Source organism: Rhizobium sp. AC44/96 (assembly GCF_001692185.1).
In the GTDB taxonomy this organism is placed as follows: domain Bacteria; phylum Pseudomonadota; class Alphaproteobacteria; order Rhizobiales; family Rhizobiaceae; genus Rhizobium.
The window spans coordinates 549,688-574,627 of record NZ_LXKO01000014.1 but is presented as its reverse complement, the minus strand read 5'-3'; the positions used below and the strand labels follow the sequence as shown (position 1 = coordinate 574,627).

Here is a 24,940-nt window from a genome sequence, read left to right as displayed (position 1 = left end):
CATCATCTGCATCGGGGCCTTTGCGTTCAATCCTCAGACGGCTTCCTTGAAGCGAATAGCCTCCGGATCGTAGACCCGGCCAAACCGGTTCTCCAGGAAGTCGGCAAGGCCAATCTCTTCCTGTCGCACGAACCCCTTCTGCGGAAGCTTGCCCGAGGCAAGCAGGTCGAGCACGGTCGTGATGCCGGCTGCAGTCGTCACCTGGATGGCGCTCATCTTCTTGCCTGCAACGACAGTTGCATAAACCTTGTTGGCATAGGTTTCCTGCATGTAGCGTCCGTCTTTCCAGCCACAAACCGTGACGAAAACAACGACGACGTCCTGCATGGTTGCCGGCAGCGCGTGTTCGAAAAGGTCCTTCAACACGTCACGACGGTTCTTCAGGTTCAGATCGTTCAACAGCGCCTTGATGATCGCCTGGTGGCCCGGATAGCGAATGGTGCGGTAGTTCATGGTGCGAACCCGCCCCTCGAGCGTCTTGGCCAGAGTGCCAAGGCCACCGGAGGTGTTGAAGGCTTCATAGGTCACGCCGTCGAGCGAGAATTCCTCACGCTCTTCCATCGCGGGCACGGTGACCAGCTTGCCCTCAACGATCGCTTCGCAAGGCTCGATGTACTCGTTGATCAGCCCGTCGGTGCTCCAGGTGAGATTGTAGTTCAACGCGTTCGAAGGATACTGCGGCAGGGCGCCAACACGCATGCGCACGCTGTCGAGGCTGTCGAAACGCTTGGCGAGATCATTGGCAACGATGGAGATGAAGCCGGGTGCGAGACCACATTGCGGGATAAACGCAATCTCTGCGCCTTCAGCCAGTTCCTCGACCTTCTTCGTGGTGGCGACATCCTCGGTCAGGTCCAGGTAATGGACCGACGCTTCGAGTGCTGCTTCCGCAACCTTTCCGGTCAAATGGAACGGAGCCGCCGACAGCACCGCAAACTTGCCACGCAGAACATCGACGAGTGCCTTGGCATCGGCGATGTCTACGACGACGCCCTTTATCGCGGGATGGCGATCGAGCTTTGCGATCTGCGCTGCATCCCTGTCGGTGACGGTGACCGTGTAGCTGCCGGTCTCCGCCAGCATGAGTGCGATCGCGCCTCCGATCTTGCCGGCTCCGATTACCACGACTTCCTTCATATAGTTCCCCTTGGTTAGGCATATAAGATTATTATAAACGTAGCCATGGTCTGGTCGAAACATAGCGACAGAATGAGCATTATGGCCTATATTTTTGGTCTAAATGACCAGTTGATTGGACACTTCGAAAGGATGACATGAGCGTCTCGGAAAAGGATCGGCAATTGCTCTCGTTGTTGAGCGAAAACGCCAGAATGCCGGTAGCGACCCTGGCAAAGAGGCTGGCGCTATCGCGAACGACCGTTCAGGCCAGACTGGAACGTCTCGAAAGGGATGGCATCATCGCAGGCTATGCCGTTCGGCTATCGGACGAATATGCATCCAGCCTGATCAGAGCCCATATCCTGATCACGATCGCGCCAAAGGCCCTGTCGCAGGTGGTCGCGTCGTTGGAAAGGGTGAAGGCCGTGACGGCGCTGCATTCCGTCAGCGGGTCATTCGACCTGATCGCCATCATCGCCGCCCCCTCGATCGCCCAATTGGACGATTTGATCGACCAGATCGGAACGATCGATGGCGTGGAACGCACGCTGTCTTCGATCGTCCTTTCGACGCGGATCAACCGCTGATGCATATGCCCGTGTTTCCGACCATCTGCCTTTACGATGTCGTAAAGCATTTGTAGTCAACGAGATCAAAGAGAAGCGCACCGGCATCAAGGACGCCGCCGCGCGGCACAGTACAGTTTCCTCGTCAGACGTTGGGGTATCGAATGAGACATGCATCCGTTTCAGTCCTGAAGGCTTCCATGGTCGCCATGCTGGCCTTCTCGGGTAGCGAAACCGCGCTCCGGGCTGAACCGCAGCCTCAATCGCCGACCGCGGAACTCGGTGGGACGCAAGGCTATCCGGCGCCGGAACGCCGTCTGGTCCACATAGCTCGTCAGGGTGACGGTTCGATGCTCTCCACGCTCTTCGACGGCGGCGCCACCAGTCCGGCCAAAGTACTGCGCGAAATGGGGGGCCTGTCTCTATCGATGGACAGCGATATCGCCGCCGCATTGGAGGCCTACTACAGCCAGCCGAAAGCCAAGCTGATCTGGGTCGACGGGAAAGGTCCCAATGCAAAAGCGCGTGAGGCGTTAGCGCTTCTGAAGCAGGCGGAGGACTGGGGACTTAGCACAGTGGACTACGCCGCAACGGAGACCTTTGCGGCTCTCCCGCAAAATTCGTCCGAGCGGGCAAAGGCTCTGGCGCAATTCGAGGTGTCGCTCTCAAGCGAACTCCTGATGTTCCTCCAGGACAATTTTCGCGGACGCGTCGATCCTAACAAGCTGTCCAACTACTACGATTTCAAGCGCAAGCCGGTCGATCTGAGAGGCACACTGGCTCAGCTGTCTGCCTCCCCGGACTTGAACTCGGCCGTTGACCATTTCATGCCCAGCAGCCCGAAGTTTGCGCAACTGGCCGCTGAACTGCATTGGCTTCGAACGTCCGGACAAGGCGGTGATGCCTCGGTCAACATCAACAAGGTGATCGTGGCCATGGAGGAACTTCGCTGGATGCCACAGGAGTTCCCCGACCGATATGTCTTCATCAACCAGCCTGCCTACATGGCCTACTACACCGAAAACGGCGCCCTGGCGCTATCGATGAAAGCGGTGATCGGCCAACAGGATCATCAGACGAACTTCTTCGACGCTTCGATCAAGACGGTTGAGTTCAACCCCGATTGGGGCGTTCCGCAATCGATCATCAAGAATGAGATGCTTCCGCATCTGAAGCGGGACCCATCCTATCTGGACAAGGAAGGCTACAAGGTCTCCGTGAACGGGAAGTCCATGCCTTCGGCCAAGGTAGATTGGACCCAGCCGCTGGAGAACATCGCTGTCGTTCAGCCGCCGGGGCCTGACAATGCCTTAGGCCAGCTGAAAATCCTGTTTCCCAATCCTCACGCGATCTACATGCATGACACGCCGGCGCGAGGGAAGTTCGCCTCTCAGGACCGGATGTTCAGTCATGGATGCGTGCGCCTGGAAAACCCGCGCGCCATGGCTGCCGCCGTCCTCAAGACGTCGACGGATTCCGTGAACCAGGAGATTGCCGCGGGTGAGAAGAAGGACGTTCCGGTTCCCGAAGAGGTTCCAGTCTATGTTTCCTACTTCACGGCATGGCCGACCGCAGACGGTGTCATCCACTACTATGACGACATCTATGGCCGCGATGCCCAGACATTGAGTGCCATGGCCACGACCACGGCGAGCCGCTCTCAGACCCCATGATCGGCGCATAGTTTGCGCCGACCGGGTGTGATCGCCCTTCGCCTAGGTTTCCGGGCTATTTCGTCGCCGGCTTCGTCGCGCCTTGCTGCAGGTTCGCCTGATCTGCAAGAATAGCGGCAGCCTCGTTCAGCAGAACGTCCTTGACGTTCTTGCGGGCATTTTCCATGGCGATATCGGCACTCAGGCTGCGCTCGTTTGATTGCAGGCCATCATCCGTCCCGAGATCCTCGCCATCGTTTGCCTGAGCGCGAGATTTGAGGCGCTTTTCCCGGGCTGCCGTTTCCTTGCGGCGCTCCGCTTCATTAAGGGAAACGACACCCTTCTCACGCTGAGCCTTCAGGTCGGCAACGTCTTCCAGGAGACGCTGGAAGTCAGGATCGCTCTTCACCCGGGCATCGTGCTGGCTCTGCAAGGTGGGCAGCTCCTTCGTGACGGTGTCTGCCGGCTTATAGTTCGCCGGCTTGATCTCCGCCCACGGCAAGGCGTTGTCGTAGCTGGTCTCCCCGAAAGTGGTCGGATCCGAAAGCCCCGGCAAGCTGATATCCGGCGTCACGCCGCGCAGCTGCGTCGTCCCGCCGTTGACGCGGAAGAACTGAGCAATCGTCACCTTCAACTCGCCGAATTCCGGCTTGCTGTTGCGAACCATCTGGTCAAGGTCGACGACCGTTTGAACGGTCCCCTTGCCGAAGCTGGGCTCGCCGATAATAACGCCTCGACCGTAGTCCTGTATCGCCGCTGCAAAGATCTCCGAGGCCGATGCCGAGCCGCGATTGATCAGGACACCCATCGGGCCGGTCCAGACGGGTTCCGGCAGGTCAGAGCTTCTGATTGCGACCTTGCCGTCGCTGCCGCGCTGCTGAACGACGGGGCCATGGCCGATGAACAGGCCGGTCAGATCGATTGCCTCATCCAACGAGCCGCCGCCATTGTTGCGCACGTCGATGAGAACGCCGTCGACATTCTCCTGCTTCAGTTCCGCGAGCAGCTTGGCCACATCGCGGCTTGCGCTTCTGTAGTCCTTGTCTCCCTTGCGGCGGGCGTCGAAGTCCTCATAGAACGCCGGCAGTGTAATGACGCCGATCTTGCGCGTGGCGTCGCCGACCTTGACGGAAAGCACGACTTTACTGGCAGCCTGCTTTTCGAGGCTGATCTTGTCGCGCACGAGGCTGACGACCCGATGGGCGGCATCCGCGCCGGCGTCCGCCGGCAGGATGTCGAGGCGCACGACGGTGCCTTTCTTCCCGCGGATCATTTGGACGACTTCATCGAGACGTGTACCGACCACTTCCTTGATCGGGCCATCCTTGCCCTGGCCGACGCCGGTAATACGGTCGCCGACCGCAAGCTTGCCGGACGCCTGTGCCGGCCCGCCGGGAACCAACTCGCGGATCGTCGTATAGTCGTCGCGCTCCTGCAGGACAGCACCAATGCCGACCAGCGACAGCTTCATCGAGATGTTGAAATCGGCCGACGCAGCAGCGCCGAAATAATCCGTGTGCGGATCGGTCGACGTCGTAAAGGCATCCATGAACGACTGGAAAACGTCGTCGCTCTTGTACTTGTAAGCGCGCTCGAGGGTGTTGGCATAACGCTTGTCAAGCGTATCACGAATGGCCGCGTCGGCCTTGCCGCCGAGCTTCAAGCGCAACCAGTCGTTCTTGACGCGCTTGCGCCAAAGCTCGTTGCTCTCCGCTTCGGACTGCGGCCACGGTGCCTTGTCGCGCAAAACGGAAAAGTCTTCCTGCGCAGTGAAGTCGAAGCCATCCTTGAGCAGGCTACGCGCATAGGTCATGCGGTCAACGACGCGCTTTTCATAGGTGTTGAAGATCGTAAACGGGATCTTCAGGTCTTCGCGTTCGATGGCGTCGTCAATCTTGGTGCGATCAGCCATGAACTTGTCGATGTCGGCTTGCAGGAAGATCGCGCGGTCCGGATCGAGGGACTTTATGTAGCTGTCCATGACCTTGGCCGACAAGGCGTCGTCGATCGGAACCGGCTTGTAGCTGTAACGCGACAGAAATTGCGCACTCAATTGAGCGGCTTGTGCTTGCGGCTTCAACGGCGCCAAGACGGGAGGCGCGGCGACTTCAGCATATGCGGACTGTACGACGGCAAGAAATGCACCAATAAAAACGTAAGATATGCGCATTCAGCTTTGATCCAATTCTTAATGCTGGGGGCGATCTGTTTATATTTGATCTAGGTGGAGCAATTATGGTTTTTTGGCAACCGGGCGGATCATAAGTACCAAATTTGCGGCCGAAAACCATTAAACATTAGACAGAAAACCCCGCACAGCGAGGCGAGCCACCAGGCTCATTCGCTATCACCAACGAGTTGTCATTCGGATTGATGAACGTGAAGGATGTGCCATCGGCGGCACCTAGAGTGACCGAAGAAACTGTCTGCTTCAGGTGGTCGTCGGAGAGCACCGCAATACCGCTATCGCCGCCTCAATGTTGGCTACCGGGATAGACAACGCCCCAATCTCATCTTTCTCATAGCGTCAACCAGTGTCCGGAGTGGACCTACTCCTGAGGGACTTGGCGCTTGTCTCGCTGTCTGCTTAAGATGGGCCGCACCAGCCCGCTGAGTATGTCGCAGGGATGTCATGGATAAGCAGAAGCCGCCCCTCAAGATAACGGCAGTTCGGTTTGTCCGCGCGGTCGGCATCTTCATGAACTCGGAGGTCAAGGGCAGAGCAAGATTGATGCTTGCCGGCCTGGTCATTCTCTTTTGCGGCATCAACGCTCTGAACGTGGCCAACAGCTACGTCGGCAGGAATTTCATGACCGCGATTGCCGACCGTCAGTCGGCAGAATTCGTCCGGCAAGCAATATTTTACATCGCCGTCTTTGCCGCCGCGACCGTCGTTTCGGTCTTTGCACGGTTCACCGAGGAGCGCCTTGCCCTGCTCTGGCGGGAGTTCCTGACGCGACGAGCGGTCAACCATTATCTCGCCGACGCCGCCTATTATCGCCTTGATCATTCAGGTCAGCTCACGCATCCCGATCAGCGGATTGCCGACGACATCCGCGTTTTCACCGTCACGACGCTTTCCTTCGTCCTTCTGGTCTTCAACAGCGGCCTTACGATCCTGGCCTTTTCGGGTGTGCTTTGGTCCATCAGTCCGTTGCTGTTTGTCGTCGCCGTCCTTTACGCCGCTTGCGGCTCGTTCCTCACGATTGCCTTTGGCCGCCCCCTCATCAGACTGAACTACGACCAGCTCGACAAGGAAGCAGGCTTTCGCTCCGGCTTGATCCATGTTCGGGAAAAGGCTGAGGCAATCCTGGTATCGGGGAGCGAAAAGAAACAGAGCGCGCGGCTTCTCCAGCGGCTGGACGACGCCATCTCCAACTTTCGCCAGATCACAGCGATCAATCGCAATGTCGGCTTTTTCACCACCGGCTACAATTGGCTGATCCAGATCATTCCAGCGCTGATCGTCGCTCCCGCGTTCATGAGGGGCGATATTGCATTCGGCGTCATCACCCAGTCGGCCTCGGCCTTCGCATTGCTCGTCGGCGCCTTTTCGCTGATTGTCACGCAGTTCCAGTCGATTTCGAACTTTGCCGCGGTCGTCGCGCGACTGAGTTCGTTGCTCGAGGCAATCGAGCGATCGCAAGCCCCCGGCGTGCCAGCGATCGAAATTGCGGTCGAAGAAAAACACCTTGCCTTCGAGCACCTGACTTTGTTGTCCTCTCCTGACAACGTGCCATTGCTGAAGGATCTGTCGGTATCGGTGCCGGACGGGGCACGCATCCTCATTGCGGTGGACAACCCGGCAACGGCGGTGGCGCTACTCAAGGCGACGGCCGGTATCCCACTCAACGGCAGCGGGCAGATCGTCCGCCCGGGCCCCGGCAATATCCTCTTCCTCCCCCAGCAGCCGTACCTGATACCCGGCACCTTGCGACAGGTTCTCGTCCCTCCCGACAAAGCGGGGGATATCAGCGAGCATCGGATTGCCGAACTGTTGCAGGACTTCGGCCTCGATCGCGTGATCGGGCAAGCGGGTGGCCTCGATGTAGAGCACGACTGGAGCGCGCTGCTTTCGCTCCGCGAGCAACAACTGCTGGCCTTCGTCGGCATCCTTCTCGCGGCGCCGCGGTTCGCTTGGCTCGATCGGATCGACGCGACCTTGGGAGCCGACCAACTCCGTAAGATCCTCCACTCGCTTTCCGAGCAGACCATCACCTGCGTCCACGCCAGCGAAACGGATGTCACACGCGATCCCTATGCTGCGGTTCTCGAATGCAGAGAGGACGGTAGCTGGACGTGGACGGATAATCGCGGTTGATTCCACCATGGCCAATCGGTCGGCACGACCTATTTCAGCTTGCGTATGATCGCGTATCTTACTCTGCCAAACATATGAGGAGTTGTATGCTGGATGGTGACGCATTTGTGGACGGCTGCCGGCAGCAGGTTTCAGCGCGCGCTTCTCTTGGGAGTACTCGCGGTTGATGCATATCAATGCGCGGCTTAGGAACGCGCCTACGACTGCCTAAAACAATCTGGATTCTCGACAGGGAGACACCAAATGGTTTCGCTTACCAAGGCAACGGACGCTCGGCCCTCCATGGACGGAGATTCAAAAGCAAAAGGCCCGCTTTCGGCCAAGGAGTTGCATGCGATGCACGCTTACTGGCGGGCATCGAACTACCTCTCCGTGGGTCAGATCTACCTTCTCGACAATCCGCTGCTGAAAGAACCGCTGAAGCGGGAGCACATCAAGCCGCGGCTGCTTGGCCATTGGGGCACGTCTCCTGGCCTGAACATGCTCTATGTTCACCTCAATCGCGTGATCAAACGCGACGACCTCAACATGATCTATGTGATCGGGCCGGGCCATGGTGGACCCTCTCTGGTCGCACACGCCTATCTCGAGGGAACCTATAGCGAGGTCTACCCGAATGTTTCCCAGGATACCGAGGGCTTGCAGAAGCTGTTCAAGCAGTTCAGCTTCCCCGGTGGCATCCCAAGCCATGTCGCTCCCGAAACACCTGGCAGCATCCATGAGGGCGGCGAACTGGGCTATGCTCTTAGCCATGCCTACGGAGCAGCGTTCGACAACCCCGATCTCATCGTCGCCTGCGTCGTTGGCGACGGCGAAGCCGAGACAGGACCGCTCGCGACCGGTTGGCACGGCAACAAGTTCCTGAACCCGGCCCGTGACGGGTGCGTGCTGCCGATCCTGCACCTGAACGGCTACAAGATCGCCAATCCATGCTTCCTCGCTCGCATTCCCGAGGACGAGCTCAGGAAATTCTTCGAGGGCATGGGCTACAAGCCCTACTTCGTCGAAGGCTCCGACCCTGACAGCGTTCACCAGCAGCTCGCCGGTGTGATGGATACCGCCGTCAAGGAAATCAAGAGCATCTGGGCGGACGCCCGCACCAACGGGAACCTGAAGCGCCCCAACTGGCCTATGATCATTTTCCGCACACCGAAGGGCTGGACATGCCCGCCGGAGATCGATGGCAAGAAGTGCGAGGACTACTGGCGCGCGCATCAGGTTCCGATGGGCGACATGGACAAGCCGGAGCACATCCAGATCCTTCAGGAATGGATGAAGAGCTATCGTCCCGAAGAACTCTTCGATGGCGATGGCAAGCTGATGCCGGAACTGGCAGCGCTGGCGCCTGCGGGGCACCGCCGGATGAGCGACAACCCGCACACCAACGGCGGGCTGCTGCTGCGCGATCTCAAGATGCCTGACTTTGAAGATTATGCGGTCCCGGTCGCAAGCCCCGGCGCGACGATGACAGAGTCGGCGCGGGTGATGGGCAAATTCCTTCGGGATGTCATGAAGCTGAATATGGGGAGCAAGAACTTCCGCCTGTTCAGCCCCGACGAAAACAACTCCAACCGTTGGCAGGATGTGCTGGAAGTCACCAACCGCTGCTACATGGCGGAGATCTACCCCGAGGACGATCATCTTTCACCCGACGGTCGGGTCATGGAGGTGCTGAGCGAGCATCAATGCCAGGGATGGCTGGAAGGGTACCTGCTCACCGGTCGGCATGGCTTCTTTTCGTGCTACGAGGCCTTCATCCACATCATCGACTCGATGTTCAACCAGCATGCCAAATGGCTGAAGGTCTGCAATGAAATCCCGTGGCGCCGGCCGATCCCATCGCTGAACTACTTCCTGAGTTCCCACGTCTGGCGCCAGGACCACAATGGTTTCAGCCACCAGGATCCGGGCTTCCTCGACCACGTGGCCAACAAGAAGGCGGATGTCGTCCGCATCTATCTGCCGCCGGATGCCAATACGCTTCTGTCGGTCACCGATCACTGCCTGCGCAGCCGCAATTACGTCAACGTGGTCGTCGCCGGCAAGCAGCCTGCACCGCAATGGCTGACGATGGACCAAGCCATCAAGCATTGCAGCGAAGGCATCGGCATCTGGGAGTGGGCGAGCAACGACAGGGGAAGCGAGCCCGACGTCGTGATGGCATGCTGCGGCGACGTTCCAACGCTGGAGACATTGGCCGCCGTCGAACTAATCCGGGAGCATCTGCCGGAACTAAAGGTTCGCGTCATCAACGTGGTCAACCTGATGAAACTGCAACCGACAAAGGAACATCCGCATGGCCTGTCGGATGCTGATTTCGATGCGTTGTTCACCAAGGACAAGCCGATCATCTTCGCCTTCCACGGCTATCCCTGGCTGATCCATCGGCTCACCTACCGCCGTACGAACCATGACAACATGCACGTCCGCGGCTACAAGGAAGAAGGAACGACGACGACGCCGTTCGACATGGTTGTGCTGAACGAGATGGACCGCTTCCATCTGGTGGAGGACGTGATCGACCGGCTGCCGCAGCTCGGTGCTCGCGCTGCCTATTTCAAGCAAGCCATTCACGAGAAGCTGATCGAACACAGGCAGTATATCGAGAAGCATGGCGACGACATGCCCGAGATCAGTGGTTGGAGATGGGGCGCAAAGGGAAAAGCGGTGACTTCCGCACGAACCTCGACCGAGGGAGACAACGCCTGATCCGGCCGACGAGAGCGGCCGATGCAATAGGAGGTCTGCCGACGATCATGCCGGCAGACCCCGAGGAATGAAATAGCAGGAAGAAGAAGCCTATCGATCCTTGCGTGCACTGGTTGGTGCCCATGCCTGAAACGCTTTCGACCGATGCCGATCTTGACCGAATGCCAACCGAGCAGGACCTTGCTCGGCTGCAGTTCACGACGGTGCTCTATTATCTGCAATGCACGAATCCCGATAACGGCCTCGTGCGCGACAAGACGGCGCCGAATACGCCGGCCAGCATTGCAGCAATCGGCATGGCGCTCGCGACAATCCCCGTCGTGGTTGAGCATGGCGTGCTGATCCGCGAGTTTGCTGCCAAGATTACGCGCAGCCGCCTGCGATATCTGATCAACTGCCCGCAAGGACCCGAACCGGATGCCTCCGGCTACAAGGGCTTCTTCTATCATTTTCTGGATATCGAAACAGGACGCCGCGTTTGGGATTGCGAGCTGTCGACGATCGATTCCGCCTTCCTCTTCGCCGGGGCGCTGACCGTCGCCACCTATTTTGACGGCGACACCGCCGATGAGGCGGAGATCAGGCGGCTCGCAACGGCATTGTATGAACGGGCCGACTGGAACTGGGCCCGCGACGGCGGCGCGACGCTGACGCACGGGTGGCGCCCGGAGACGGGCTTCATCCCGCATCGATGGCGAGGCTATGACGAAGGTCTGCTGCTCTACATCATCGGCCTTGGATCACCGACCCATCCTTTGCCGCCGGAGAGTTTTGCCGCCTACACGGAAAGCTACGATTGGCGGAACATTTACGGCCGAGAACTGCTCTATTCCGGCCCCTTGTTTACCCACCAGCTGTCGCACATGTGGATCGACTTTCGTGGCATCCGGGACGATTTCATGCGCCGGCATGACAGCGACTATTTCATCAACACCCGCCACGCGACCTATGTGCAGCAGGAATACGCCATTCGCAATCCGATGGGCTTCGTCGGCTACGGCGAACACTGCTGGGGTTTTACCGCAAGTGACGGCCCCGGCTGGTTCAAGCAGACCGTCGACGGGCGCGAGCGTGAGTTCTTCGACTATATCGCCCGCGGTGCGCCCTTTGGACCGGACGATGGAACGGTCGCGCCCTGGGCTGTCGTGGCCTCCCTGCCGTTCGCGCCCGAGATCGTCATCCCCACGGTCAGGAACTTTGCGCGCAAGAACCTCGGCATGACGAGGCTCTACGGTTTCAAGCCGTCGTTCAACGAAACATATCCTGCGCAGGATATTCCAACCGGCGGATGGGTCAGCCCCTACCACTTCGGTATCGACCAGGGGCCGGTGGTGCTGATGATCGAGAATTATCGGACGGGTTTGCTCTGGAACATCATGAAGCGATGCCAGCCTGTCGTTACCGGATTACGCCGTGCCGGTTTCACCGGCGGCTGGCTATAGACGCCCGATTGCCACCCACCGATAATACCAGTATATGTCCAACCGATTTTTTTAGCGGACATTGGCGAACTTTATGGCTCAGAACCAGGTGATCGATGCGATCGAGAAATCACTTGATCAGATCCCGGGGAATATCCCCCTCTACAAGCGGTTGAAGCTCGCCATCGAGAAGGCGATCCAGACGCAGACGTTCCAGTCGGGCAGTGTGCTGCCGGGTGAGCGGGTGATTGCGTCTTCTCTTTCCCTATCGCGCGTCACCGTCCGCAAGGCGCTGTCGTTGCTGGAGGAAGAAGGGTTGCTCAGCCGTCGCCACGGCTTCAAGACCGAGATCGGATCGCGCGTCGAAAAGTCCCTGGCGACCCTGACCAGCTTCTCCGAAGATATCCGCGCCCGAGGCCAAGTGCCTGGGTGCATTTGGATATCGAGGCAGATTACCCGCGCCTCCTCCACTGAAATGATGGCGCTTGGGATCGCCGGAGACGCAAATGTCGTTAGGATCAAGCGCATCCGGACTGCCAATTCGCTCCCGATTGCGGTGGAGACCTCCGTGGTTCCGGTCCGCTTCCTGCCGTCGCCGCACCTGATCGACCAATCGCTTTACGAGGCGCTGCAAGCTCGTGGCTTCTTGCCCGAGCGGGCGGTTCAGCGCATGCGCTCGCGGCCGGCAACGGCAGACGATGCGACCCATCTTCACTGCGAAGCCGGAGCGCCGCTTCTCGTGACGGAACGCCGCTGCTTCCTGGGAGATGGGCAGATCGTCGAATTGTGCGAGACCCGATACAAGGGCGACGTCTTCGACTTCGTCTTCGAACTCCGAAGATAATACCAGTCATAAACTGGTTGCCATCTGGTATTTTCCAATTATCGTGATGCCCGAAATGGAGCATCCCGTGACGCACGAAGACCTGAAGAACGCCCTCATCGTTTCCTGCCAGCCGGTTCCCGATGGTCCGATGGATGATGCCGCGTTCGTCATCGGCTTCGCCAACGCCGCCGCCGCGGCAGGTGCTGCGGCGGTGCGTATCGAATCCGTTGCTTACGTGAAGGCGGCCCGCCCGCATGTGGCTGTTCCGATCATCGGGATCGTCAAGCGCGATCTCGATGACAGCCCGGTTCGCATCACGCCCTTCATCGCCGATGTCGAGGATCTTGCCGATGCCGGTGCCGATATCATCGCCTTCGACGCCACCGATCGCGTCCGCCCGGTAGCCTTCAGCGCGCTTGTCGCTGCGGCAAAGGCCAAGGGCAAGCTGACGATGGCCGACTGCTCCTCGTTCGAGGACGCCAAGCGAGCGTTGGCGGAGGGTGTTGATTTCGTCGGAACCACGCTGTCCGGCTATGTCGGTGGGCCGGAGCCCGTCGACCCGGATATCGCCCTGATTGCGGCAATGCGGACGCTGACGCCCCGCGTGATCGCCGAGGGCCGCATCCGCACGCCGGAGCAGGCAGCCGAAGCGGCGTCCGCCGGCGCCTTCGCCGTTGTCGTCGGCTCGGCGATTACACGCACCGAACACGCGACGACGTGGTTTCACGAGGCCGTCAGTGCCGCGTTCTCGCAGCGTGAGGACGCCGGCAAGCCCGTACTCGCCATCGACATCGGCGGCACGAAGACGATGGTGGCGCTGGTCCAGGGTGACAAGGTCATCGACGAGCGCATTGTACGAACGCAGCGCGAGGAAGGACCCGACGCCTGGCTGGATGCCATCGCAGCGGAGACCGCCGCGTGGCGCGGCCAGTTCGCTCGCGCCGGGATTGCCGTTACCGGTTTCGTGGAAAATGGCTGCTGGTCCGCTCTCAATCCGGCGACGCTTGGTATTCCCGACAACTATCCGCTGATCGAGCGCGCAACCGCGCGCCTTGGCGCGCCAGCCTTCGCCGTCAACGACGCCCAGGCGGCCGCCTGGGGCGAATACCGGTTCGGCGCTGGCCGCAGGGAGGACATCGTCTTCCTGACGATCTCGACGGGCATTGGTGGCGGTATCGTCATCCACGGCAAGCTTGGATCCGGTCTCGCCGGCCATTTCGGCCTGACCCGAAGCGCCTCGCATGGCGCCGCGCCCCTTGAGGACATGACTTCGGGCCTCTGGATAGCGCAGCAGGCAAGAGACGCTGGCCACGACGTCGATGCGGTGACGGTCTTTGCCGAAGCGGCGGCCGGGTCGGCATGGGCCAGCTCCATCGTCGAACAATCAGCCGCGCAAGTTGCGCTCCTCTGCCGCGACATCAAGCTGATGCTCGATCCCCAACGCATCGTCATCGGCGGCGGCATCGGCCTCGCGCCGGGCTATCTCGACCTCGTGCGTGGGAAGATCGGCGGCCTCAGCACCCGGATCACTCCTCACCTCGTCGCGGCAGAACTCGGCAGCCGCGCGGGCATCATCGGCGCTGCGGATCTGGCGCGGCAGCATCGTTAAAAATCCATCAGAAAAGCAACCAAAGAAAGAAAGGGAACATTGATGAAACTGCAAAAGATAATCGCTCCGGCTCTCGCCGCGCTTCTTTCGAGCGCGGCTCTGCCGGGCCTCGCCAATGCAACCGTCACCGTGCTCGGCTGGCCGGGCGGATCGGAAGAGACCGCCCTTCGCGCGACGGTGGAAGCCTATAACAAGTCCGCGTCCGACGCCGACAAGGTCGAGCTTCTGTTCTTCAACCGCGACGGCTTCTACGACAAGCTGCAGGCCGACATGGCGGCCGGATCGGACGCGTTCGACATCAATCTCGTCGCCACCTACACCATCGGCCGCTACGCACCGTACATGGAGCCGGTGGATCTTGGGCCGGACGCCGCGAAGGTTTTCGGCGATTCCGTTCTGAAGACCATGCAGTTCGACGGCAAGCAGTATGGCGTGCCGACGGATCTGTCGCTGCATTTCATGTATTACCGCAAGGACCTCATCGATGCCCTGCTGAAGGACGATGCGGCGAAGAAGACCTATTCTGAGCTTGCCAAGAAGGTACTCGGCAAGGATCTGCAGCCAAAGGATCCTGACAGCTGGACCTGGGATGACTGGGCGGCGACCGCGCTCTATTTCTCCAAGCAGGCCAATCCGGATAGTCCCGTTCGCTACGGCACCGTGCTGCAGATGAAGAACCTGCTGTTCAACATGATGGTGTTCCAGTCACTGCCGCGCTCCTATGGCGCAAACTGGATGGATGACAGCGGCAACGTCACCGTCGATTCCGACGCCTACAAGACCGGCTTGCAGCTCTACAAGACCCTCTACGATGCCGGCGCCTCGCCGAAGGATTCGTTGAGCTACGAATACCCTGAAACCAATGCCGCCTTCGCCGCCGGCCAGGCTGCTACGGCTCTGCAGTGGAATGCGGCAGCCGCCGATCTCACCAGCGCCGAAAAGTCGCCGGCCGTGGCCGATGTAACGGGCATCGTCGCACCGCCGGCCGGTCCGAACGGTCGCGCCGACCACATCCACGGCCTCGGTCTCGGCCTCAACAAGAATGCCAAGAACAAGGAAGGGGCCATCAAGTTCCTGAAATGGCTGGCAACCGAGGATGCGGCACTGACCTACGCGCGCGGCGGCGGCTCGCCGGCCCTGATGCCCGATGTCGTAGCAAAGGTCGCCTCGGAACGCCCCGATCTCGTCAAGCTTGGCGAATTCGCGAGCAAGTACGGCTATGTCATGAACGGCGCGACGTCCGCCAATGCGCTCTCGGTCTACGAGTTGCAGGCCAAGGAGTTCACGGGCTACTGGTCGGGTCAGCAGAGCCTCGAGGACGCCCTTGCCCATACCAAGACCGGTATGCAGGATCTCCTCAAGAAGTAACCTCGATCCGGATGCCGGGCCAAGCCCGGCATCCCTCCATCCGGCGGACCGAAATGGCTATCGTATCACGTGCAGAAGGCAGGGCTTATCTGGTGCCGCTCATCGGCTTCCTGCTGCTCTTCCTGGGCTTTCCGGCCCTCGTCAACCTGATCTATTCGGTCTCGACCGTCGGTTTCCAGAACCTGCGCAGCCCGACGATCACCGGCCTCGGCAACTATCTCGCCGTATTGCAGGATCGCTCCTTCTGGAAGGCAACGTCCTTCTCGTTCACGTTCGGCCTGATTACGGCGATCGCTGAATGCGGGATCGGCTTATTCCTGGCGATCTTTCTGGCGCCGCTGCTTGCGAAGCGCTCGGTCCTGATGGCGCCGCTGATGCTGCCGCTGATGGTCGCACCGGCGATGATCGGCCTGATGTACAGGCTCGTGCTGCACGAGTTCGCTGGACCCGTTCCCTACTATCTCTTCCTCTGGTTCGGCGACAGCCCGGCCTTCCTCGACGTGAACAACGCCTTCAAGACGCTCCTTGTCGTTGAAACGCTGCAGTGGACGCCGTTCGCCTTCCTGCTCTTCTATGTCGCCTATTCGGCAATTCCCCTTGATGTTCGCGAGGCGGCCTCACTCGACGGCGCCTCGGCCTGGCGCATCCTGTGGCTGATAGACTTGCCGCTGATGACGCCGACACTGGTCATCGCCTTCTTCATCCGCTTCATTGACGGCTTCCGTGTGTTCGACAACGTCTATGCGCTGACCGGCAGCGGCGCAGGCGGCTCGACGACCTCGCTGTCCATCTATATCTACCAGGCCTTCTTCAAGGACGGGTTGATCGGCAAGGCGGTTGCGGCCTCGGTCGTGCTGTTCGTCGCCTCCCTTGCGGTGCTCTACGGGTTGAACTGGTTGGCAGGTCGCAGGAGGAAAGCAGCATGATCAACGCACTTCGTTGGATCGTCTTTGCGATCGCCGCGCTTGCGATGAACTTTCCGATAATCGTCACGCTCGTCACCTCGTTCAAAAGCGCACGGGAACTGTCCAGCAATGCCGGCCTGTGGATCAACCAGCCGACGCTTGCCAACTATGCGCGGGTGCTGACCCAGACGGACCGTTTCAATATCTATTCCTACCTGCTGAACAGCACGATTGCTGCTGTGCTCGGCACCGGGCTTGCAATCCTGCTCTGCCTGCCTGCGGCCTACGCCATCGCCAGAAGCGATGTCGGCCGACGGGTGATGCTGCCGCTGGTCATCAACCTGCGCGCCGTGCCACTCATCATCTTCGCGATCCCGCTTTACATGATGTACCAATGGCTCGGGCTGCTCGACACGCAGGTCGGGCTTGGGCTGATCCTGACGATCGTCAATATCCCGCTCGCCCTCGTCATGCTGGTCAACGCCATCAATGACGTACCGCTCGAACTCGACGAGGCGGCGCGGATTGACGGTGCATCATCCTTCCAGGCGATGGTTCGCGTCATCACGCCCGTTATCCGCCCGGCGCTCATCACGGCATTCATCTTCGGCTTTATCACCGCATGGAACGAGTTCCTGTTCGGCCTGATGCTGACCACCAACAAGGCGGTGCCGATGACAGTCGGCGCCTCCTTCTTCTTCGCCGCCAGCGGCGGTGGCGTTCAGTGGGGTGTGGCATCCGCAGTGATGGCGCTCGGCGCGCTTCCTCCCGCCCTGCTTGGGCTTCTGATGTATCGCCAGATCTCCGGCTCGATGACGGCTGGCGCGGTGAAAGGCTAGCGATCAGGCGCAGGGAATGGTGCCTCACGTCCCCAGCATGGTCGCGCGGCTCGCCCAGCGGCAAGAGACGACGTCAGAAGCCGTTCCCCTTGGTGGGCGGAATGAACAAATCCGCATATCCCAGCTTGGGCTGCTTCTTTTGTGATTTTGCATCGACAGTCTGGCTGTGCTTGTGGGTGCTGGCTAGGACGGTGTAGCCAACAAGTGTAGCCACCGCGACGGTCATGCTGGTCACAAGGATCTTTAGCATTGCTGGCTCCTTTCCCGTTGCACCGTGCATTGTTCACCTAAGCAAAGCTCCGATCATTGCGCTTTGTCAAAGCGCCTGTGCTTCAAGGATGAGCGGCGTTGGGGGATGCGCTCTATTCATGAACGCCGGATATAGGTGCATGCCGCCGATCCCGTCTAATCAGATCAATCTTGCTGCGCTATCTTCCTTCTCTGGATAGAAGGACCGTCGGATATGCCCCAACTGAACGTGCTCGTCGTCGGCGCTACGGGAAGTGTCGGCCGCCTTGTCGTGAGCCAGGCGCTTCTGAGAAACCATAAAGTACGTGCGCTTGTCCGCAACGCCTCCTCCGCCCGCCTTCCGGAAGGCGCGGAAATGGTCGTGGGCGACGTGACAAAGCCCGACACCTTGGAGCCGGCTCTTGAGGGAATGGACGCGGTCGTGCTGACCTTGAACGCCGACGGCCAAGGAAAGGCAGCCGCTGAAGCAGTCTATTACCGGGCGTTTCTCGACATACTGGCCGCCCTCGGTGGCCGGAGCCTGCGGATTGCGCTCATGACGACGATCGGCGTCACGGAACGTCACGGCCATTACAACAGGACCAATGAGGGCCACGACTGGAAGCGCAGGGCCGAGCGCCTCGTTCGCAGGAGCGGCCTTCCTTACACGATCGTGCGCCCCGGTTGGTTCGACTACAACGCCGCCGACCAGCACCGTCTGGAATTCCTGCAGGGCGACCGGCGGCATAGCGGCACCCCAAGCGACGGCGTCATTTCCCGACAGCAAATTGCCGAAGTGCTCGTCGAAAGCCTCACCTCCGACGCAGCAACCAGGAAGACCTTCGAACTCGTAGCAGAGACAGGGCCCGCGCCCAGCGATCTCGACCCATTGTTCGCAGCATTGCGCCCTGATCCGGAGGACGCGCTTGATGCCGTCCTCGACCTCGACAACATGCCCTTGGACCAGGAGCCCGATCGCGTTCGGCGCGACTTGGATCTGATCAATAGATATCGCGCAACGGCTTGACGGGCGGCGACTTCCTCATCGGCGATACCGCCTCATATTCCTAAGACGAGCTGGCACCCGAATAAGACGGGGCCTAGCTCGACCATCACAATGAAAGGACAACACCAATGTTGGGAACGAAGCTTTACGGGCCGGGCGACGTCCGTTGCGAAGAAGTCGCCGAGCCGAAGATCCTGAAGCCTACCGACGCCATCATAAAGCTGTCGGCAAGCTGCATCTGTGGTTCCGACCTTTGGCCGTTCCGCGGCGCCAACGAAGTCACCGCGCCGCTGGCCATGGGCCACGAATACTGCGGCGTGGTCGTGGAGGTCGGCAGCGCGGTGAAGACGGTCAAGCCCGGCCAGTTCGTGGTCGGCTCCTTCTGCCTGTCGGACAACACCTGCCCCCATTGCAAGTTCGGCTTCCAGTCCTCTTGCGAGCAGCGCGAGTTCATGACGGGCGCACAGGCGCCCTATGCGCGCGTTCCCCTTGCCGATGGCACGCTTGTCGCCACAGCGGAGCTTCCGGCAGACGATCTCATTCCGAGCCTGCTCGCGGTTTCCGACGTCCTGGGGACCGGGTGGTATGCGGCCGATGCCGCAGGTGTCCAGGAAGGCGGCACGGCAGTAGTGGTCGGCGACGGTGCGGTCGGCTTGATGGGCGTTCTTGCCGCCAAGCAGATGGGCGCATCGCGGATCATCGCGATGAGCCGCCATAAGAGCCGCCAGGATCTCGCGCTCGAGTTCGGAGCGACCGATATCATCTCCGAGCGCGGCGATGACGGCGTAGTGCGGATCAAGGAACTCACGAGTGGCGTCGGCGCGGATTCCGTTCTCGAATGCGTCGGAACGCCGGAATCCATGGGCCAGGCAATCAACTGCGCCCGTCCGGGCGGCAAGATCGGCTTCGTCGGCGTTCCCCATGGTGTCACGTTCGACGGTCAGAACCTGTTCTTCCAGCAAAAGAGCCTGCTTGGCGGACCTGCGCCGGTCCGGCGCTACCTGCCTTATCTGATGGATCTTGTGCTCGACCGAAAGATCAACCCCGGAAAGGTGTTCGATCTCGAGGTGCCGCTTGCCGACGTTGCGGAAGGCTACCGCGCCATGGATGAGCGCCGTGCCATCAAGACGCTTCTTCGCGTCTAGCCGAAGGGGCCGCTTCGGTGGCCCCGTTCGTTCCTTCCCCAAGACAATATCGACGGAGTCGAGTTCATGAAAAAAATTGCAGCCACGATCGCGGTGTCCGCCCTGGCCGCGACGGGTGTCGAAGCCCAGGAAAAGCGCCAGCGCGTCGCGCCGCAAGCCGTCTACGAGACGGCACCGGGCCTTGCCGATTTTACGGACGATGTCTTGTTCGGCGAGGTTTGGGAGCGAGGGGAGCTGTCCGCCCGCGACCGCAGCCTCGTCACCGTTGCCACGCTCGTCTCGACGGGAAAGGCCGCGCAAACCGGCAGCCATGTGCGTCGAGCGCTCGACAACGGCGTGCAACCGGAAGAGATCGGTGAGTTGATCACGCACCTTGCATTCTATTCCGGTTGGCCGAATGCGATGTCAGCGGTCACCGAGACGAAGAAGGTGTTTGAAGAGCGCGGGATTGGAGCCTTGGCCAACAGTGCTGCCGCCCGCATCGAACTAGACGCCAAGGCGGAGGCGACACGTGCCGCGACGGTTGACGCGAATGTGGCGCCAACGGCTTCGGCACTTGCCGACCTTACCAATCGCGTCCTCTTTGGGGATCTCTGGCAACGTCCGGATCTGTCCGCACGGGACCGCAGCCTCGTGACGATGGCAGCCCTGATCGCGATCGGTCAGCCGGAACAGCTTCCCTTCCACGCAAACCGCGCCATGGACAACGGCTTGACGCGCGCCGAGGCGTCGGAGGTCGTTACCCATGTGGCATTCTATGCCGGCTGGCCGAGGGCGATGTCGGCCGTCCCGGTCCTGCAGCGTGTCTTCGAAAGCCGTGATGTCGCGTCCAAGATTGCTGCGGCACCCGCCGAGGTAAAGATCGCACGCGCGGGCGACGGCCGGGCTGCCGCGCCTGAGCAGTACTTTACCGGCAAGGTCGAGACATCAGGCTTCTATCGCGGTGATGCACCCGCCCGCATCGGCGGCGCGACGGTCTCGTTCTCGGCCGGAGCAAGGACGGCATGGCATACCCATCCGCTTGGGCAAACACTGTTCATCGTTTCTGGAACCGGCTGGGTTCAGAAGGAAGGGGACGCGGTCGTATGCGTGGCGCCGGGAGACGTGGTCTGGATTCCACCCCATGTCAGGCACTGGCACGGCGCTTCCGCTGAAAGCGCCATGACCCATTTCGCCGTAGCCGAGGCGCTGGACGGTGTCTCCGTATCCTGGATGGAGAAGGTTAGCGACGAAGATTACGCCCAAGGCAGTGAGGGCGAGTGAAAGCTCGCATTGCCGCATGTGGCATGGCGGTGGGTCATTCCACCGCCAGATCCAGTTGGCGATGCGCTTAAGGCGTCCGAGGATCCAGCTGACGGGTCATTTCGACCATCGTCGGCTGAAATCCTGCCGCAGCAAATAGCCGCTTTCCCACCTCGTTCTGATAGGCCGTGGACAGCACGATCTGCGTTGCACCACGTTGCGCCAACGCATCTACGGCTGCCTCGATCAGCGCCCGCCCGAGGCCACATCGACGCTTCCGTGGATCAACGAAAAGATCGTGCAGCACGCCGGCGGGGCCACGCAGCGCCATGTAGTCGTAGCCTTCGATGGCGCCGTAGCAGTAGCCCACGATCGCATTGTCCTCCTCGGCAACGATAACCAGAACATCATCCTTGCCCAACTGGCTCGAAAGGTATCGCGCGTAGCTCTGTGGCGTCTTGTCGTTCGATGAAATGAACCGCTTGGGGTCCCATTGATGGTGCAGCGCCATCAGCTGCGCCCCATATGCCCCGAGGACCGCGGCGTCCTCGCTGGTCGCCACCCTGATGCGCGTGTCTGATGCCTGAAAGATTGTCATCTGTTCCCCGGGTGTTTGTGGCAGCACTAGCCTCTATATCGAAGTGCCTCGACCAGAACTGAAAAGGCCGCCGACGGCTGCCGTCGGCTCGGATAGTATAGATGATATCCGGCAAAGCGCGGACACCAGTCTTCCAGCACGCGGACTAGGCGTCCGTCTGCAAGCCGATCGGCGACCTGATCTTCCATGACGAAGCCGAGCCCGAATCCATCTTCGGCCGCGCGAGCGATCATGTTCACATTGTTGAAAGCGAGCTGACCGTCGACACGCACGCGCAGCTCCCTGGATCCCTGTTCGAGCTCCCACGCATAAAGGCCGCCGCCGCTCAGCATCCGAAGATTGATGCAGCGGTGAGACGCCAGATCCTGCGGCAGTTTTGGCTTTGGATTCCGATCAAAATAGGCAGGAGAGCCGATGACGGCCATTCTGAGGTCCGGTCCGATTCGCACAGCCACCATGTCCTTGGCAAGTGCCTCCCCGAGGCGGACACCGGCGTCGAACCGATCGGACACGATGTCGGTGAAGCTGGAATCGATACTGAGCTCGACGTTGATGTCCGGGTAATCCGGCAGGAGCCTGCGTAGAACTGGCCACAACAGCGACGTCGCGGCATGCTCCGACGTCGTAATGCGAATGGTGCCGGACGGCCTGTCGCGCAGCTCGCTCAGGGAGGCTAGGCCAGTTCCTATGCTGTCCATCGCGGGCCGCAGCGACGCCAGCAATCTTTCGCCTGCTTCGGTGGGAGCGACATTGCGTGTCGTTCGGGTCAGAAGGCGGACGCCGAGCCTTGTCTCGAGGCGCCGTATCGTATGACTGAGGGCAGACTGCGAGGTACCAAGAATGGCAGCCGCACGCGTGAAATTCTGCTCTTCCGCGACTGTGATGAACGCATTGAGATCGACAAGGTCTTCTCGCCTCATTCATGAACCCTTGGCATGAGTGCTACATGATTGTCGAAGTTGGCCCCGACAATCCCGGACGTCAAGCGGAGGTCCGCGCAGAAACGAGCGAGAGGCTCAGGAAGCTGCCAACTCCGGCAATGGCGATGACCAGCGCGAGCGGCCAGGGCGTGCCGTCCGCAAGGGCGCTGACGGCTGCCGAACCGACGATGCCGCTGCCGTAGTGCATCGCACCAACCAATGCCGACACCGATCCGGCCCGATCCGGATGGTCTTCGAGCGCGCCGCCGATGGAATTGGCGACGATCAATCCGGACCACGACACAAAGACGAACAGAGGAACCGCCAGCCCCCACAGTCCGCCCCATCCGGTCCAACCCGAAAAGAGCAGGAAGAGGCCCGAAAGCGCAGCGCCTGCCGTGCCCAGCCTCAGCAACACGCGGCTGCCGAAGCGCACAACCAAGCGCGAATTGATCATGTTGGCGGCCATGATCCCGACAATTCCGACAGCAAACAGGATGCCGTAGAATTCTGCGGGAACGTGGTAGTAATCGATATAGGCGAATGGCGTACCAGCGATATAGGCGTAGATGCCCCCATAAAAGAATCCACCGGACGCCGCGAAGCCGAGGAGGCGCCGGTTGGTAAGCAGCTTTCCGTAGCCCGAAATCGCGCCAAGCACGGAATCGTGGCGCCGCCGCTCGCGGGGAAGCGTCTCCGGGATGCTCATCAGCGCCGCCAGCGTCACCAATCCGACGCCGACCAGCACCCAGAAGATCGATCGCCAGCCTGCGATTGCCAGGATCTGGCCCCCAACGATCGGCCCGAGCAGCGGTGCGACAGCCATGATGGTGATAAGCGTCGACAGCATCTGTGCAGCGCGCGCGCCTTCGTAGAGATCACGCACCATCGCGCGGGCGAGGACGACACCCGAGCAGGCGCCGACGGCCTGCACCATGCGCCATGCGATCATCTCCGTGGCGGAGTTCGACAGCCCGCAACCGGCAGAGCCAATGACGAAGAGCAGCAAACCGATTGCAACCGGAATCCGCCTGCCGAACCTGTCGGCGATCGGTCCCCAGAGGAGCTGTCCGACGCTGAACCCGACGAGGAAACCCGACACCGTCAGCTCCATCGAACCGGCGTCCGCCTGCAAGTCCCTGCCCATGGTCGGCATCGCCGGCAGATAGAGATCCGTCGAGATCGACGCGAAACCCATGAGAGCACTGAGCACGCCGAGGACCCGCCAGCGAGGCGCTTCGCTGCGCTCGGAGGCGACAGGCGGGCATACGACGTCGATTGCCGAGGAATCGGTGATGTCTTGAGACATGAGGATTGTCTTTCCGAAGAAGCAGGAAAGGCGTCCCGAAGGACGCCTCCTGAGAGAGATCAAAGACCGGTGGTCTTCATCAGTTGTTCCGGATATCGCTCGCCTTCGACCTGTATCTTGGCGGCAGCGTCTTCCAGTTCCGCAAGTTCCGAGGCAGCCAGCTGGATGTCGGCAGCGCCCAGGTTTTCTTCCAGGCGGTGAAGCTTCGTTGTGCCTGGTATCGGCACGATCCAGGATTTCCGGGCAAGCAGCCAGGCGAGCGCGATCTGTGCCGGCGTTGCCTTTTTCTCATCCCCGACGCGACGGATCAGGTCGATCAGCGCCTGGTTCTTCTCCATCGCTTCCGGCGTGAAGCGTGGCAGGATCTTGCGGAAGTCGTTTTCGGCAATCTTGCTGTCCTTGCCCATGGCACCCGTCAGAAAGCCCTTGCCAAGCGGACTGTAGGCCACAAGACCGATGCCGAGTTCCTCGCATGCCTGGAGGATGCCATTGGTTTCCGGCCCGCGGGTCCACAGCGAATATTCGTTCTGGAGGGCGGTGATCGGCTGCACGGCGTGGGCCCGGCGCACCGTCGTAGCACCCGGCTCGGAAAGCCCGAAATGCTTCACCTTGCCCTCGGCGATAAGGTCCTTGACCGCTCCGGCCACGTCCTCGATCGGGACATTGGGATCGACGCGATGCTGATAGAAAAGGTCGATGACCTCGACGCCGAGACGTTTCAAAGAAGCCTCGGCAACCGTCTTGATATGCTCCGGACGGCTGTTGACGCCGGCCATCTTGCCGTCCTGAATGTTGAAGCCAAACTTTGTCGCGATGACGACCCGATCGCGCACGGGCCGCAGGGCCTCGCCGACGATCTCCTCGTTCGTGAAGGGACCGTAGACTTCCGCGGTGTCGAAGAACGTTACGCCCCGATCCACGGCATCGCGCACGAGCTTGATGCTTTCGTCGTTACTCAGCGCATGCCCATAGCTGAAGTTCAGCCCCATGCAGCCGAAACCCAAGGCGGACACTTCCAGGCCTTGTCCAAGCAGTCGCTTCTTCATGATCGCCATCTCCGATGTTTGGGATGGCCGCAACATAGCCCCATGCCGCCGCAAGCATTAGACGGTTAAATCGGCATGCGGTCATGATTTCAGTTCATGAATGTCCTATCC

The 24,940-nt window shown here is 60.5% G+C and carries 20 protein-coding genes; 13 read left to right on the top strand and 7 right to left on the bottom strand.

Annotation, left to right across the window (positions count from 1 at the left end; all coding sequences use genetic code 11):
- Window positions 1-33: 33 nt before the first annotated feature.
- The gene (locus A6U87_RS15190) at window positions 34-1,137 is read right to left on the bottom strand and encodes a saccharopine dehydrogenase family protein (protein ID WP_065692067.1); all 1,104 of its coding nucleotides are present in this window, start codon (window positions 1,135-1,137) and stop codon (window positions 34-36) included.
- 137 nt (window positions 1,138-1,274) lie between these two features.
- On the opposite strand from A6U87_RS15190, the gene A6U87_RS15185 reads away from it, so the two are divergent.
- Window positions 1,275-1,706, top strand: coding sequence for an Lrp/AsnC family transcriptional regulator (locus A6U87_RS15185; RefSeq protein WP_065692066.1), 432 nt, complete (start codon window positions 1,275-1,277; stop codon window positions 1,704-1,706).
- Window positions 1,707-1,849: 143 nt separating this feature from the next.
- Complete coding sequence (locus A6U87_RS15180) at window positions 1,850-3,358, top strand: murein L,D-transpeptidase (protein WP_065692065.1); 1,509 nt, start codon at window positions 1,850-1,852, stop codon at window positions 3,356-3,358.
- A gap of 55 nt (window positions 3,359-3,413) precedes the next feature.
- On the opposite strand, the gene A6U87_RS15175 is transcribed toward A6U87_RS15180, so the two are convergent.
- On the bottom strand, window positions 3,414-5,507 hold the full coding sequence (locus A6U87_RS15175; RefSeq protein WP_065692064.1) for a carboxy terminal-processing peptidase: 2,094 nt from the start codon (window positions 5,505-5,507) through the stop codon (window positions 3,414-3,416).
- A 462-nt stretch (window positions 5,508-5,969) separates the two neighbouring features.
- Between A6U87_RS15175 and A6U87_RS15170 the strand changes: the two genes are divergently transcribed.
- From A6U87_RS15170 to A6U87_RS15135, 8 genes are all read left to right on the top strand, one after another.
- A complete protein-coding gene (locus tag A6U87_RS15170) occupies window positions 5,970-7,658 on the top strand; it encodes an ABC transporter ATP-binding protein/permease (protein WP_065692063.1) in 1,689 nt (562 codons plus the stop codon).
- Window positions 7,659-7,940: 282 nt separating this feature from the next.
- Entirely contained in the window at window positions 7,941-10,367 is a 2,427-nt protein-coding gene (locus tag A6U87_RS15165) for a phosphoketolase (protein WP_065692246.1), read from the top strand.
- A gap of 122 nt (window positions 10,368-10,489) precedes the next feature.
- Complete coding sequence (locus tag A6U87_RS15160; protein ID WP_065692245.1) at window positions 10,490-11,809, top strand: glucoamylase family protein; 1,320 nt, start codon at window positions 10,490-10,492, stop codon at window positions 11,807-11,809.
- A 73-nt stretch (window positions 11,810-11,882) separates the two neighbouring features.
- Entirely contained in the window at window positions 11,883-12,632 is a 750-nt protein-coding gene (locus A6U87_RS15155) for a GntR family transcriptional regulator (RefSeq protein WP_065692062.1), read from the top strand.
- Window positions 12,633-12,687: 55 nt separating this feature from the next.
- Window positions 12,688-14,223, top strand: coding sequence for a putative N-acetylmannosamine-6-phosphate 2-epimerase (locus tag A6U87_RS15150; RefSeq protein ID WP_065692061.1), 1,536 nt, complete (start codon window positions 12,688-12,690; stop codon window positions 14,221-14,223).
- Window positions 14,224-14,265: 42 nt separating this feature from the next.
- Window positions 14,266-15,591: an extracellular solute-binding protein gene (locus A6U87_RS15145; RefSeq protein WP_065692060.1), complete on the top strand. Its 1,326-nt coding sequence runs from the start codon at window positions 14,266-14,268 to the stop codon at window positions 15,589-15,591.
- A 53-nt stretch (window positions 15,592-15,644) separates the two neighbouring features.
- Window positions 15,645-16,517 carry a carbohydrate ABC transporter permease gene (locus A6U87_RS15140; protein ID WP_065692059.1) on the top strand — a complete coding sequence of 291 codons (873 nt, stop codon included), beginning with the start codon at window positions 15,645-15,647 and terminating at the stop codon, window positions 16,515-16,517.
- Entirely contained in the window at window positions 16,514-17,335 is an 822-nt protein-coding gene (locus tag A6U87_RS15135) for a carbohydrate ABC transporter permease (protein ID WP_065692058.1), read from the top strand. The genes A6U87_RS15140 and A6U87_RS15135 overlap by 4 nt, the downstream gene beginning before the upstream one ends.
- Before the next feature lie 73 nt (window positions 17,336-17,408).
- On the opposite strand, the gene A6U87_RS29935 is transcribed toward A6U87_RS15135, so the two are convergent.
- Window positions 17,409-17,585 (bottom strand): hypothetical protein, encoded by a 177-nt coding sequence (locus A6U87_RS29935; RefSeq protein WP_158007277.1) that lies wholly within the window; start codon window positions 17,583-17,585, stop codon window positions 17,409-17,411.
- Window positions 17,586-17,798: 213 nt separating this feature from the next.
- Between A6U87_RS29935 and A6U87_RS15130 the strand changes: the two genes are divergently transcribed.
- The 3 genes from A6U87_RS15130 (at window position 17,799) to A6U87_RS15120 (ending at window position 20,977) form a co-directional block, all read left to right on the top strand.
- Entirely contained in the window at window positions 17,799-18,590 is a 792-nt protein-coding gene (locus A6U87_RS15130; protein ID WP_065692057.1) for an SDR family oxidoreductase, read from the top strand.
- A gap of 107 nt (window positions 18,591-18,697) precedes the next feature.
- The gene (locus A6U87_RS15125) at window positions 18,698-19,714 is read left to right on the top strand and encodes a zinc-dependent alcohol dehydrogenase family protein (protein ID WP_065692056.1); all 1,017 of its coding nucleotides are present in this window, start codon (window positions 18,698-18,700) and stop codon (window positions 19,712-19,714) included.
- A gap of 66 nt (window positions 19,715-19,780) precedes the next feature.
- A complete protein-coding gene (locus tag A6U87_RS15120; RefSeq protein ID WP_065692055.1) occupies window positions 19,781-20,977 on the top strand; it encodes a carboxymuconolactone decarboxylase family protein in 1,197 nt (398 codons plus the stop codon).
- Window positions 20,978-21,044: 67 nt separating this feature from the next.
- Here the strand turns inward: A6U87_RS15120 and A6U87_RS15115 are convergent, their stop codons facing one another.
- The 4 genes from A6U87_RS15115 to A6U87_RS15100 all read right to left on the bottom strand — a co-directional run bounded on the left by A6U87_RS15115 (window position 21,045) and on the right by A6U87_RS15100 (window position 24,829).
- Window positions 21,045-21,554 (bottom strand): GNAT family N-acetyltransferase, encoded by a 510-nt coding sequence (locus A6U87_RS15115; RefSeq protein ID WP_083199416.1) that lies wholly within the window; start codon window positions 21,552-21,554, stop codon window positions 21,045-21,047.
- Window positions 21,555-21,580: 26 nt separating this feature from the next.
- Complete coding sequence (locus tag A6U87_RS15110) at window positions 21,581-22,474, bottom strand: LysR family transcriptional regulator (protein WP_065692054.1); 894 nt, start codon at window positions 22,472-22,474, stop codon at window positions 21,581-21,583.
- Window positions 22,475-22,535: 61 nt separating this feature from the next.
- On the bottom strand, window positions 22,536-23,783 hold the full coding sequence (locus A6U87_RS15105) for a multidrug effflux MFS transporter (protein ID WP_083199414.1): 1,248 nt from the start codon (window positions 23,781-23,783) through the stop codon (window positions 22,536-22,538).
- Window positions 23,784-23,842: 59 nt separating this feature from the next.
- The gene (locus A6U87_RS15100; RefSeq protein ID WP_065692053.1) at window positions 23,843-24,829 is read right to left on the bottom strand and encodes an aldo/keto reductase; all 987 of its coding nucleotides are present in this window, start codon (window positions 24,827-24,829) and stop codon (window positions 23,843-23,845) included.
- Between the last annotated feature and the right edge of the window lie 111 nt (window positions 24,830-24,940).

Excerpts from the sequence above, each read along its gene's own strand:
- A6U87_RS15190 (WP_065692067.1), bottom strand. The coding sequence starts at position 1,137 with ATGAAGGAAGTCGTGGTAATCGGAGCCGGCAAGATCGGAGGCGCGATC.
- A6U87_RS15185 (WP_065692066.1), top strand. The coding sequence starts at position 1,275 with ATGAGCGTCTCGGAAAAGGATCGGCAATTGCTCTCGTTGTTGAGCGAA.
- A6U87_RS15180 (WP_065692065.1), top strand. The coding sequence starts at position 1,850 with ATGAGACATGCATCCGTTTCAGTCCTGAAGGCTTCCATGGTCGCCATG.
- A6U87_RS15175 (WP_065692064.1), bottom strand. The coding sequence starts at position 5,507 with ATGCGCATATCTTACGTTTTTATTGGTGCATTTCTTGCCGTCGTACAG.
- A6U87_RS15170 (WP_065692063.1), top strand. The coding sequence starts at position 5,970 with ATGGATAAGCAGAAGCCGCCCCTCAAGATAACGGCAGTTCGGTTTGTC.
- A6U87_RS15165 (WP_065692246.1), top strand. The coding sequence starts at position 7,941 with ATGGACGGAGATTCAAAAGCAAAAGGCCCGCTTTCGGCCAAGGAGTTG.
- A6U87_RS15160 (WP_065692245.1), top strand. The coding sequence starts at position 10,490 with ATGCCTGAAACGCTTTCGACCGATGCCGATCTTGACCGAATGCCAACC.
- A6U87_RS15155 (WP_065692062.1), top strand. The coding sequence starts at position 11,883 with ATGGCTCAGAACCAGGTGATCGATGCGATCGAGAAATCACTTGATCAG.
- A6U87_RS15150 (WP_065692061.1), top strand. The coding sequence starts at position 12,688 with ATGGAGCATCCCGTGACGCACGAAGACCTGAAGAACGCCCTCATCGTT.
- A6U87_RS15145 (WP_065692060.1), top strand. The coding sequence starts at position 14,266 with ATGAAACTGCAAAAGATAATCGCTCCGGCTCTCGCCGCGCTTCTTTCG.
- A6U87_RS15140 (WP_065692059.1), top strand. The coding sequence starts at position 15,645 with ATGGCTATCGTATCACGTGCAGAAGGCAGGGCTTATCTGGTGCCGCTC.
- A6U87_RS15135 (WP_065692058.1), top strand. The coding sequence starts at position 16,514 with ATGATCAACGCACTTCGTTGGATCGTCTTTGCGATCGCCGCGCTTGCG.
- A6U87_RS29935 (WP_158007277.1), bottom strand. The coding sequence starts at position 17,585 with ATGCTAAAGATCCTTGTGACCAGCATGACCGTCGCGGTGGCTACACTT.
- A6U87_RS15130 (WP_065692057.1), top strand. The coding sequence starts at position 17,799 with ATGCCCCAACTGAACGTGCTCGTCGTCGGCGCTACGGGAAGTGTCGGC.
- A6U87_RS15125 (WP_065692056.1), top strand. The coding sequence starts at position 18,698 with ATGTTGGGAACGAAGCTTTACGGGCCGGGCGACGTCCGTTGCGAAGAA.
- A6U87_RS15120 (WP_065692055.1), top strand. The coding sequence starts at position 19,781 with ATGAAAAAAATTGCAGCCACGATCGCGGTGTCCGCCCTGGCCGCGACG.
- A6U87_RS15115 (WP_083199416.1), bottom strand. The coding sequence starts at position 21,554 with ATGACAATCTTTCAGGCATCAGACACGCGCATCAGGGTGGCGACCAGC.
- A6U87_RS15110 (WP_065692054.1), bottom strand. The coding sequence starts at position 22,474 with ATGAGGCGAGAAGACCTTGTCGATCTCAATGCGTTCATCACAGTCGCG.
- A6U87_RS15105 (WP_083199414.1), bottom strand. The coding sequence starts at position 23,783 with ATGTCTCAAGACATCACCGATTCCTCGGCAATCGACGTCGTATGCCCG.
- A6U87_RS15100 (WP_065692053.1), bottom strand. The coding sequence starts at position 24,829 with ATGAAGAAGCGACTGCTTGGACAAGGCCTGGAAGTGTCCGCCTTGGGT.